This is a genomic window from Rapidithrix thailandica (assembly GCF_039710355.1).
Taxonomy (GTDB): Bacteria; Bacteroidota; Bacteroidia; order Cytophagales; family Flammeovirgaceae; genus Rapidithrix; species Rapidithrix thailandica.
The window spans coordinates 147,387-159,626 of record NZ_JBDKWZ010000004.1 but is presented as its reverse complement, the minus strand read 5'-3'; the positions used below and the strand labels follow the sequence as shown (position 1 = coordinate 159,626).

The 12,240-nt window shown below is 43.3% G+C and carries 8 protein-coding genes; 7 read left to right on the top strand and 1 reads right to left on the bottom strand.

Features of this window, described 5'->3' with window-relative positions:
* Positions 1-282 precede the first annotated feature (282 nt).
* The 3 genes from AAG747_RS08410 to AAG747_RS08400 all read left to right on the top strand — a co-directional run bounded on the left by AAG747_RS08410 (position 283) and on the right by AAG747_RS08400 (position 3,052).
* Positions 283-819 (top strand): YciE/YciF ferroxidase family protein, encoded by a 537-nt coding sequence (locus AAG747_RS08410; RefSeq protein WP_346820710.1) that lies wholly within the window; start codon positions 283-285, stop codon positions 817-819.
* 521 nt (positions 820-1,340) lie between these two features.
* On the top strand, positions 1,341-2,288 hold the full coding sequence (locus tag AAG747_RS08405) for a glycosyltransferase family 2 protein (RefSeq protein WP_346820709.1): 948 nt from the start codon (positions 1,341-1,343) through the stop codon (positions 2,286-2,288).
* Entirely contained in the window at positions 2,288-3,052 is a 765-nt protein-coding gene (locus tag AAG747_RS08400) for a class I SAM-dependent methyltransferase (RefSeq protein ID WP_346820708.1), read from the top strand. Before AAG747_RS08405 ends, AAG747_RS08400 begins: the two co-directional genes overlap by 1 nt.
* Before the next feature lie 14 nt (positions 3,053-3,066).
* Here AAG747_RS08400 and AAG747_RS08395 read toward each other — a convergent pair whose 3' ends face one another.
* Complete coding sequence (locus AAG747_RS08395) at positions 3,067-5,604, bottom strand: sodium-translocating pyrophosphatase (protein WP_346820707.1); 2,538 nt, start codon at positions 5,602-5,604, stop codon at positions 3,067-3,069.
* Positions 5,605-6,106: 502 nt separating this feature from the next.
* Here AAG747_RS08395 and AAG747_RS08390 point away from each other — a divergent pair.
* The 4 genes from AAG747_RS08390 (at position 6,107) to infB (ending at position 12,097) form a co-directional block, all read left to right on the top strand.
* Positions 6,107-6,673 carry a MarC family protein gene (locus AAG747_RS08390; RefSeq protein ID WP_346820706.1) on the top strand — a complete coding sequence of 189 codons (567 nt, stop codon included), beginning with the start codon at positions 6,107-6,109 and terminating at the stop codon, positions 6,671-6,673.
* 128 nt (positions 6,674-6,801) lie between these two features.
* A complete protein-coding gene (locus AAG747_RS08385; RefSeq protein ID WP_346820705.1) occupies positions 6,802-7,275 on the top strand; it encodes a ribosome maturation factor RimP in 474 nt (157 codons plus the stop codon).
* A 44-nt stretch (positions 7,276-7,319) separates the two neighbouring features.
* On the top strand, positions 7,320-8,567 hold the full coding sequence (gene nusA, locus AAG747_RS08380) for a transcription termination factor NusA (protein WP_346820704.1): 1,248 nt from the start codon (positions 7,320-7,322) through the stop codon (positions 8,565-8,567).
* Between the two features lie 248 nt (positions 8,568-8,815).
* Positions 8,816-12,097 (top strand): translation initiation factor IF-2, encoded by a 3,282-nt coding sequence (gene infB / locus AAG747_RS08375; RefSeq protein WP_346820703.1) that lies wholly within the window; start codon positions 8,816-8,818, stop codon positions 12,095-12,097.
* Positions 12,098-12,240 lie beyond the last annotated feature (143 nt).

Sequence of the window (12,240 nt, the reverse complement as noted above, 5' to 3'; positions counted from 1 at the left end):
TGTAGCAAATTAGGCAATTTCTACTAGTCTATTTCTCAGAGGAATCATTTTAAAATTGTAAAAAATTGAGTACATTGATAAGGGCATGTATTGGGATTATCCCTCGTTTTAGCAAAAAAATAAAATACATCATAGACAAGCACTGATAAAATTACAGCCACATTTTATCATGGATTATCTTCCAAAAACGTCTTTATGAGTGCTTATAAAAAGGCTTTCTACTAGCAAAATACGGGACTAATCGAAACTCTAAATATATCTTTTTATCTAATAGGTAGGATTATGGAACCGATCAATAATTTGAGGCAATTGCTGATCGAATTTTTAAAAGATCGCTATGATTCCGAATGTCAACAAGTTGAACTCTTCCCTAAACTGATTCAACACATTCATTCACTGCAATTAAAAAACATCATCGAATTGTGCTTGGACCATGCCAAGCGGCATATTGAAAAGCTGGAAATCATCTTCACACAATTGCATTCCAGTTCGTTGGGTGAGATTTGTGAAGGCACTCTGGGCCTTATGAGCGAAACAGATAAATTCCTTACCCGTATTGAGAATCCCGAAGTATTGGACATTGCCATTATCACCACCATCCGGGAGCTCCATTCTCAAGACATTGCCGGTTATAAAGCGATCATGCTCTATGCCCATGCCTTGGGTTATTATGAATTGGCCCAAAACCTCTATGAAATGTTGCAAGACGAAAAAAACACCGGCAAGCTTTTGAAAAAAGTGATGCGGGACACCATTATGAGTCATACGTCTTCCAACTCTTACAACGAGGAAGAATTAGACCTGGATATCAATTATTGATCCGGCATTCGCAGCCCTCCCCCTTGTACGATACTCATTCACGTTTTCGTAATTAATCCCTTTTGCCTTTTCATAAAAGGCTTTTTCTTTTTTATCTCCCCAGAGAAAGTTCTATTTTCGTTGTATGTTTATCATTTCCGTACTTCTTTTGACAATACCCATGCTCAAGTTATCCGGTAATTATTCTCTAAAGCGGCTTGGGATTTTTTTAAGATTTTGAAGTGAATTAAACTTTTTATTTTTCCTGAAAAATGTTTCAAAAACGCCTCCTCTGTGTTACTTTTTGCAACAATAGCTTTGGCTATCCTCTTCAAAAAGTGCCTTGATGAGCCAACTCGGATTCCATTTTCGGTCAAAAACTATAAGAGTAAACCACTTCATTTTATCAAAAGCCCCAAAGCAAATATTAAATCAGGTATTAAAAATGAGTGATACCACAACGAACACAAATGGGGTTACGAGTATTTTGCCTGTTCAAGGGTACATTGTCATATGCTAATTAAACTACAAGCTACCAAAACATGGATCGACCTAAATTGTCTGTAGTCATCCCGATTTACAACGAAGAGAAAAGCATACATGAGCTTTATCGCAGGCTTTCGTATGTATTGCATACCCTTTGTCAACACTACGAATTAATTTTTGTCAACGATGGAAGTCAGGATGCCTCCTCCGCCATGTTGATGGCCCTGGCACAACAAGACTTAAAAGTAAAGTACATTACATTGAGCAGAAATTTTGGTCATCAGGTAGCTGTTACGGCCGGACTCAACCATGCCAAAGGAGACAGGGTGGTCATTATAGACGGTGACTTACAGGACCCCCCCGAAACCATCAAAGACCTGTACAACAAATCCCTTGAAGGTTATGAGGTCGTATTTGCCAAACGCAAACACAGACCCGGGGAGAGTTTGTTTAAACTCTGGACGGCAAAATTGTTTTACCGCATCCTCACCAGAATCACGTCCATCCATGTCCCGGTAGATACCGGAGACTTCCGTATCATTGATCATAAGGTACTGAATGTGCTCAAACAAATGCCCGAACAGAATAAATTCCTTCGCGGACAGATCAGCTGGATCGGCTTCCGCCAAACGTATATTGAATACGACCGGGAAGTACGCAAAGGAGGAAAGTCAGGATACACATTGCGTAAAATGTTTAAATTTGCTTTGGATGGCATTACCTCTTTTTCCGATTTCCCCTTAAAATTGGCTTCTGTTTCAGGTTTTATGGTATCCGGAGTAGCCTTCATATTGATGATATATACCTTGTATGCCAAGCTGATGTTAAAAGACACGGTACCCGGCTGGGCGTCTCTAATGGTAAGCATTTTATTTTTAGGAGGGATTCAATTAATCTCCATTGGCATCATTGGAGAATACATCAGCCGGATCGGAGCCGATGTACGCAAACGCCCTTTGTACATTATCGACCAAAGTAATATCCAACACAAGACTTCATCCTAATGGACATCTCTTTTGAACAAAAATACCATATTTATGAAGAACAACATTGGTGGTTTTTAGGCAGGAGGCACATGCTGCATCAATGTATACAACATTTGCCCCTCAACGCAGATAGCGCCCTATTAGACATTGGCTGTGCCGGCGGACCCTTGCTCATAGAACTAGAAAACCGGGGCTTTCACAACCTTACGGGAATCGATGTCAGTGCCCCGGCCATTCAACTGGCCCAAAAAAGAGGTTTGAAAAATGTACAGGTCATGGACGGAGCTAAATTGGCTTTCGAAAATGATTCGTTTGATCTCATTATTGCCTCTGATGTGTTAGAGCACATTCAAGATGAAGAAAAAGCCTTACACGAATGGTTCCGTGTGCTCCGGCCCGGAGGTTGGTTATTGGTATTCGTCCCTGCTTACAATTTTTTGTGGAGTGCCCATGATGAGGCCAATCAGCACTACAGAAGATACACGTTGACAAGTTTGCAGAATGCCTTAAAAAAACAGGCATGGACAAAGCAAAAGAAAGCATATTGGAATTTTACCTTATTTCTACCCGTACTCTTTGTAAGAATGGCACAAAACCTTGTTCGGTCAACGTCCTCTTCCGGGGAGCACAACTTGAAAAAACCATCAGCCTGGATAAACAAACTGCTTTTTCAGTTGCTGAAAATTGAAAACAAGCTTTTAAAGTGGATCAACTATCCCTTTGGGGTAAGTGTATTTTGCCTCTGTCAAAAAAACAGTAACAGTCACCAAGCAAACCCCTGATGACTGTTCAATTTTTATTGAATGATCTTGATATTAAGACTATTTTGATTTTTTGAATTTTCATGCAATTCCAAAGAAATCCGGTTGGAATCTATGCCTTTTGAATGAAAATAATCTTTCATTTCCCGCTCGCGGGAAATCTGATTAAAAGAAACTTTCTGACTGGACCGGGCTTCAAACACCAACTTTACCGATGAGTCTTTGGATAATTTTGCTACCAATCCTTCCAACCATTCGTAGTGCGACTTTTTCAGGGCCAAGGTCTCCGCAAAAAAGACAGTAGTAAACTCCAACGGTGCATAATCATTGAATTCAATGATTTCATTTTCCAAATGGGCAGGAGTAGCTCCGGTAGGCAGAGACCCTTCCTGAACAAACTTAGGTTTTGTCGTATTTGCTTCTTCACCCAATCCGTGTCCGGTACCAAGGTTTACTGCGATATGCGGGGCAATCACCAACGATACAATAGAGGTCAACTTGATCAAAATATTCATGGAAGGACCTGAAGTGTCTTTAAAAGGATCTCCTACCGTATCGCCAGTCACAGAAGATTTGTGTGCATCAGAGCCTTTGAACTCCATTTTCCCATCGATTTCCACTCCTTTTTCAAAGGACTTTTTCGCATTGTCCCATGCGCCTCCGGCATTGTTTTGAAACATTCCCATCAAAACTCCCGAAACGGTAATCCCGGCCAAAAGCCCTCCTAAAATTTCTGCGGAAGGTGTATCTGTAAATACATCTTTGAACCCAAAACCCACCAACACAGGCACTAACAGAGCGATAGCTCCTGGCAAAATCATTTCGCGAATCGAGGCCCGTGTGGAAATGTCCACACAGCGTTTGTATTCGGGTTCGGCTTTGTTTTCCATAATCCCCGGAATTTCCTTAAACTGCCTTCGCACTTCTTTGACCATATCCATGGCGGCACGTCCCACAGCTGCGATAGCCAAAGATGAAAAAATAAAGGGAATCATGGCCCCGACAAACAGGGCTCCGAGTACAGGAGCTTTAAAGATATCAATGGAACTGATGCCTGCCACACCTACAAAAGCCGCAAACAAGGCCAAAGCCGTTAATGCTGCCGAGGCAATGGCAAACCCTTTTCCCGTAGCGGCCGTGGTATTCCCTACGGCATCCAGGTTGTCCGTACGCTCTCTTACCTCTTTGGGAAGGCCTGACATCTCCGCTATTCCTCCGGCATTGTCGGCAATCGGCCCAAACGCATCAATAGCCAATTGCATGGCTGTGGTCGCCATCATTCCTGCTGCGGCAATGGCCACCCCGTACAAGCCGGCAAAAGAGTAAGAAACGATAATTCCTCCCGCCAATACGATAACCGGCAACACAGTGGATTCCATACCGACCGAAAGCCCTCCGATCACATTGGTGGCATGCCCGGTAGAGGACTGCTGTACAATGGTATTTACCGGCCTGCGCCCCATGGAAGTATAGTACTCGGTAATCACACTCATTAAGGCCCCTACCACCAACCCTACGACAATGGCCCAGAAGACATCCATGTTGCGGAACTCAAAGTTGCGAATACTTAAAGTTTCCGGTAACATCCAGTTCACTAAAAAATAAGCAGCAATGGCTGTAAACACGATCGAAGACCAGTTGCCCAGGTTCAAGGCTTTTTGTACACTGTCCTGTTCATTCTTAATCGTCACGAAAAACGTCCCCACTATAGAAAAAAGTAAACCCACCCCTGCAATCACCATCGGAAGCAAAATAGGAGACATTCCTCCAAATTGATCCACCGCACTAATTTCATGCCCTAATACCATAGAAGCCAGTATGGTAGCCACATAAGAACCGAACAAATCAGCTCCCATACCCGCTACATCCCCTACATTATCTCCTACATTATCGGCAATGGTAGCCGGATTGCGCGGATCATCTTCCGGGATACCGGCTTCCACTTTCCCCACCAGGTCGGCCCCTACATCCGCAGCTTTCGTATAAATCCCCCCCCCTACTCTGGCAAACAACGCGATACTTTCCGCTCCCAGGGAAAACCCGGCCAGCACTTCAATGGCAGTAGTCATATATTTACTAGTGGCCGCCTCTCCTTCCGGGACAAACAAACCCACCAGAATAATAAACAAACTTCCTAAGCCTAATACGGCCAATCCGGCTACTCCCATGCCCATCACCGAACCTCCGGCAAAAGAGATCTTTAATGCCGTGGCAAGGCTGGAGCGTGCCGCCTGGGTAGTCCGAACATTTGCACGGGTTGCGATTTTCATCCCGATGTACCCGGCAAGTGCCGAGAAGAAGGCCCCAATGACAAAGGAGAGCCCGATAATCCAACTGGACGTTTCAATTAATGTACCCGACCAGCCCAGCAAGAGGGATACCACCAAGGCGAAGACAAACAATACCCTCCATTCGGCTTTGAGAAAGGCCATAGCACCTTCGGCTATATGCCCGGCAAGATCACGCATTCTGTCATTTCCATCATCCTGTTTGGAGACCCAAAAAAACTGAAATGCTGTGTAAAGCAGGCCAATGATACCTGCCAAAGGAATCACGTAAACAAAATTTTCCATGTGTACACAAATAGGTTGAGTTTGGACTTTAGTTAATTCAAATAATTACAAAGAAACAGACAGAGTAAAGAATTGCTTTTACTCTGCCCTAGTACTACTATTTTGAAAAAGTATATTCGGATTGGCCATCTATCAAGCTAAACTTCTATATTCCAGTATTTTATACATACAACCCCTCTTTCAACTCTTCTTTACCCTTCAAAATACCTCTTCCATTTTACTAAAAAAATATGACTTTAAAAACTCTCTATCAGGAATTTAGTAAGGAAGCTTTTTTAAAAAAGCCTGAAAGAGGCTGCCAAAATACAGCCGTTATACTATGCTAAAATTGGTATTTTAACAAGAAAAAACCTAAGTATTCCTATAGAAAAGTAAGCAATAGCCCTTGCCGGTAGAGAAATTTTATCCGGCCTTGTAAACATTGTTTTTCCATACGATAAGCCTTCCGGGCCTTGACTGGTAAGAGTAAAAAAACGTATATTCGCCCCAAATTTTTAAACCAATGCTCAATTTCAAAGAAATCATCTCGGTCACTTTGATTTTATTCTCAGTCATCGACATCATCGGATCATTGCCCATTATCATTGACTTGCGCAAGAAAGCCGGCCATATCCAATCGATCAAAGCCACTTTGGTAGCGGGGGTGATTATGGTATTGTTTGTATTTTTGGGGGAATCTCTGTTAAAACTCTTCGGCTTAGATGTGGAATCCTTCGCCATTGCCGGGGCCATAGTGCTCTTCCTGTTAGGTTTGGAAATGGTCTTGGGGATCGATTTATTTAAAGAAAGTGCCGAAACGAATGAAAGTTCCATTGTCCCTTTGGCATTCCCCCTGATTGCCGGAGCCGGTACCATGACTACCATCCTCTCACTAAAAGCGGAATATCATCAGATCAACATTCTGATCGGTATCATTTTGAACCTGATTTTTGTGTATATTGTCTTGAAGTCCACCGATTGGCTCTCCAAAAAGTTGGGGAAAAGCGGGACCAATATCCTTCGAAAAGTCTTTGGAATCATCCTGCTGGCTATCGCAATCAAACTCTTCAAGTCCAATATCGGCTTATAAGAGAAGAAAACCCGGCAAAGGATATACCAAAGAACATTTTGAAATAAAGTGTAAAAAATTTACCTTTGCATGGAAATTGAATTGAAAGGGGGCTCTGCTCCCTTTTTTCTTTGATCCGTAGAAGCATTATGAGCTTGGAGAATACTATAATTGAACTTATTGAAAAGCACCTGCCGGATGATTCACTCTTTTTGGTAGATATGCAAATCAAACCCACCCCCAGAGGGAAAAAGATCTTGGTAACCATTGATGGGGACAAAGGAGTAACAATCAACCAGTGTGCCGAATTAAGCCGGAAAGTAGGCTTTGAACTGGAAGAAGGCGATATCATGAAATCCGCCTACAACTTGGAAATTTCTTCTCCAGGAATTGACCAGCCTTTGCAATTGACCCGGCAATACCACAGCAATGTGGGACGGAAAGTAGAAGTATTACTGACAGACGGCCAGAAAAAAACCGGTACGTTAACTGCGGTCAACGAACTGGGAATCGATCTGGATGAAGAAGTGAAAGAAAAAAAGAAAAAAAAGGTGGAAATTGTACCCGTACAAATTCTCTTTGAAAATATTGACAAAACGAAAGTGCTCATTTCCTTCAAATAACGGGAAGGATGAGGTCCGAACTTTAACAAAAACTTGAACAACTTATGAATAGCTCGGTCTTAATTGAACAGTTCCAAGACTTTTCCAACAAAAAGAATATAGACCGTCCGACTATGATCCGTATTTTGGAGGACGTGTTTCGGACTATGATTCGGAAAAAGTTTGCTTCTGATCAAAACTTTGATGTGATCATTAATGTGGACGAGGGTGACCTGGAAATCTGGAGATACCGGGAAATCGTGGCGGATAATCCCGAAGAATTTAACGAGAACACCCAGATCCGACTGAGCGATGCCAAAAAGATCGAAGAGGACTTCGAGGTAGGTGAAGAAGTGGCCGAAGAAGTCAAAATCATTGACTTTGGCCGCAGGATGGTACAGACAGCCCGGCAGACCTTGATCCAAAAGGTAAAAGACTTGGAAAAAGATATCTTGTTCCAAAAATACAAGGACTTGGTAGGGGATATTATCACCGGGGAAGTTTACCAGACATTGGGCCGTGAGTTAATCATCGTAGACGGAGAGAAAAACGAGCTTTCTCTGCCTCGCAACGAGCAAATTTACAAAGACCGTTACCGGAAGGGCGATACCATCCGGGCAATCGTACACCGGGTGGAAATGGTCAATAACAACCCTAAAATTATTTTGTCAAGAACCTCTCCACAGTTTTTGGAGCGCTTGTTCGAAAGTGAAGTACCGGAAGTATACGATGGCTTGATCACCATCAAAAAAGTAGTGCGGGAACCGGGAGAACGCGCCAAAGTGGCCGTAGAATCTTACGATGACCGAATTGACCCGGTAGGTGCCTGTGTGGGGATGAAAGGCTCGCGGATTCACAGTATCGTGCGGGAATTGCAAAACGAAAATATTGATGTGATCAACTATACGGACAACCTGGAGCTGTATATCTCTCGTGCGCTAAGCCCTGCCAAAATCAATAATATCAAAATTGATGAGGAAAATAAGCGAGTGTCTGTTTTCTTAAACCGGGATCAGGTATCCTTGGCGATTGGAAAAGGGGGGCAAAACATCAAATTAGCCAGCCGTTTGGTGGATATGGAAATCGATGTATTCAGGGAACTGGGTGAATTTGAAGATGAGGAGGAAGATGTGGAATTGAAAGAATTCACCGATGTGATCGAAGATTGGATGATTGAAGAACTTAACCGCATTGGTTTGGATACAGCTAAAAGTGTATTGGCAGTAAGCCGCAACGACCTGGTTCGCAGAACCGACTTGGAAGAAGAATCTATTGATTTTATCTTGGAAATATTGCGAAAAGAATTCGAGTAATTCGAGTTCTTTTCCCTCTACGGATTCCCAGTCGATCCCCGGCAGATTCCATTACACCCAAACAGCTAAAAAGTATTCCATACTATAATACGGAGACAGAATTTAATTTTTACATGCATAAATGATATCTTTGTAAAAACACATTGTGTAACTTTACAAATTGGGTAGATAGAAATTAGATTCTCACTTAATCAATTTTTAGTATAAAAAGAACTTTTGCAGATTACATTTCTATGGGAGATCAAAAAATGATCAGATTAATTAAAGCAGCCAAAGAACTCAACGTAGGTATTCATACCATCGCAGAACACTTGGCTTCCAAAGGGTTTAAGGTAGATTCCAAACCGAACTCGAAAATTACTCAAGAGCAATTTGACATGCTGGTTAAGGATTTTCACAACTCTATGGAAGTGAAACAGGAAGCCTCTGTGCTTACTATCGGCAGCTCCCGTCACAATGTTGTGATAGAATCTGATCAGAAAAGCAAAAAAGAAGAGGAGGAAGAAGATGAATTTTTTATCCTGGATAAATCTGCAGAAGGTGAGGAGGAAGAGGAACAAACCAGCACTACGGAAACCGTAGAAGAAACCACCTCTACTCCGGAGGAAGAACTCCCTGCCACAAAAGAAGAGACTCCGGTCTCAACGGTTGAGGAAACAGTCCCCCAAGAGCAAGACAAAACCGAAGAAGTGCCCTCTCAACCTGAAGAAACCCCAACTCAGGAAGTAGAACAGAGGCCTTCCGGCTTAAAAGTGATTGGCAAAATTGACCTGGAACAGTTTAAAAAAACCAAGTCACATAAGAAAAAAGTAGCCAAAGAAGAGCCACCCAAAAAAGAAAAGGCTCCTGAAGAGGTTCAAAAGCAGACAGAGCAGCCTGAAGAAAAACCTTCTGTACATACCCAAGAAGAAAAGGCCGCCCCAATCGCGGAAGAACACACCCAAAAAACTCCCGAAACGACTACTTCAGTAGAACCGGTAATAGAACAAAAGGAAGCGTCTCAAGAAGATAAAGCAACGCCTGTAGAGAAAGATAATACAGCAATTCCAGAAACGAAAAAAGAAGAGCCTGTACAGGAATCTACGCAGCCCGTTGCCACTCAGGAAGACCAACCACAAGATACACAGGAGCCTATAGAAGAACCTTCTACAGAAAAAGATTCCGGAAAACCGACTCCCCAAGTATCTGAAGATGAACCTGCTAAAAAAGAAATGATCAAAGAAAAGCAACCAGAAGTTGAACCTAAGGAAACCAGCGATGCTGCTCAGGAGGAGACGGCAACTCAGGAAATAGAAGGCGAAGGAAATGTGATCGAGGCCAAAGCGGATAAGCTGAAGGGATTGAAAGTGGTAGGGAAAATTGAATTGCCTACAGAAAAGTCTCGTAAAAAGCAAAAACCTGTCGCTTCTTCTGATGACAAACAGGATGAACAGTCTCAGAAAAAGCGTAAGAGGAAACGTGTAAAAGTTCAGAACAAGCGCAAGCCACAAGGTTCTGAAGAGCAGCAACAGCAGCAGCAGCAACAACAAAAACAGCAAGCGGAGAAAAAATCACCTTCTTCGAGACGGAAGAAAAAAGGCGCTAAAACCGCAAAAGAGGAAGTCTCTCAAAAAGAAGTACAAGAATCATATAAAAAGACACTCGCCAAAATGGGCGGGGGAGCTACCGGTGGTAAGTCTACCAAACGCCATTATAAAAAGGAAAAACGTACAGCACTCCATGCCGCTCGTGAAGCTCGTAAACAACGAGAACTGGACGAAGCCAAGGTATTGAAAGTAACTGAATTTATTTCAGCCAATGAGTTAGCCACCCTGATGAGCATCAGTGTGAACCAAATTATCTCTCAATGCCTGTCAATGGGAATGTTCGTTTCCATCAACCAACGTCTGGATGCTGAAACCATCACCATCATTGCTGACGAGTTTGGTTTTGACGTAGACTTTACTTCTGCTGAAGAGGAAATCGAAGTAGTACTGGAGGAAACCGATAAAGAGGAAGACCTGGCAGAAAGAGCTCCGATTGTCACTATCATGGGGCACGTTGACCATGGTAAAACCTCCTTGCTCGACTATATCCGTAGCGCAACCGTGGCAGAAGGAGAAGCCGGAGGGATTACCCAACACATCGGTGCATATGACGTAACCACCGAAAGTGGCCGTAGAATTGCCTTCTTGGATACACCGGGTCACGAAGCCTTTACCGCAATGCGGGCTCGGGGTGCCAAAGTAACGGATGTGGTCATTATTGTAATTGCAGCGGACGACAGCGTGATGCCTCAAACGGTGGAAGCAATCAACCACGCCCAAGTAGCAGGGGTGCCGATTGTGTTTGCCATCAACAAAGTAGATAAACCGACTGCCAACCCTCATAAAATTAAAGAGGAGTTAGCCAATATGAATCTTCTGGTGGAAGATTGGGGCGGTAAATACCAATGTTATGAAATCTCGGCTAAATCAGGAAAAGGTATTGACGACTTGTTAGAAGGCGTATTGCTGGAGTCAGATGTATTGGAACTGAAAGCCAATCCGAATAAAAATGCCAACGGTACGGTAGTAGAAGCTTCTTTGGATAAAGGGAGAGGCTATGTCACCACCGTATTGGTACAGTCAGGAACTTTAAATGTGGGAGACATCATTTTGGCCGGTCACCATTACGGCCGGGTAAAAGCGATGACCGATCACCGGGGAAAACGCCTGAAAAAAGCCGGACCTTCCACTCCGGTACAAATGCTCGGCTTGAACGGAGCACCACAAGCCGGAGACAAACTGAACGCCTTGGATTCTGAACGGGAAGCCAGAGAAATTGCTACCAAACGGGAACAAATTATCCGGGAGCAAAGTATCCGGGCCACCAAACGTACTACACTGAGCGATATCGGTAAACGTATTGCCATCGGTAACTTCCAACAACTGAACATCATCCTGAAAGGGGACGTGGACGGTTCGGTAGAAGCACTTTCCGATTCACTCTTGAAGCTCTCTACAGACGAAGTGGAAGTAAACATTATCCACAAAGCCGTAGGGCCTCTTTCCGAATCCGATATCTTGTTGGCAACAGCTTCGGAAGCCGTTGTGATTGGTTTCCAGGTGCGTCCTACCCCTTCTGCCAAAAAACTGGCGGAGAAGGAAGATGTGGAGGTGCGTCTGTACTCAGTCATCTACGATGCCATCAACGATGTGAAAGCCGCCATGGAAGGTATGTTGGCTCCGGACATCGAAGAAATCATTGTGGGTAACGTAGAGATCCGTGAAACCTTCAAGATCAGTAAAATCGGTACCGTAGCCGGATGTTATGTGGTAGATGGATACGTGAAGCGAAATTCGAAAATACGGGTTGTCCGTGACGGTATTGTCATCTACGGAGGTGATACCGGAGGAGAAATTGCTGCTTTGAAGCGTTTCAAAGACGATGTCAACGAAGTGAAACAAGGATTTGAGTGTGGTATGAGTGTGAAAAACTTCAACGATATTAAAGTAGGAGACATCATCGAAGCCTTCGAAGAACGGGAAGTAAAACGCTCCTTGAAATAAGCAAAACAATACCTTGAAATAATATAAAGCCTCTCTTTTGACTCACCGGAAAAAGAGAGGCTTTTTGCTTTTTGAGGACGCTCTTTGTCGCTCAAATAAAAAGCCCCTTGCCGGAAACATTTCGCTATTCTCAACTATTAACA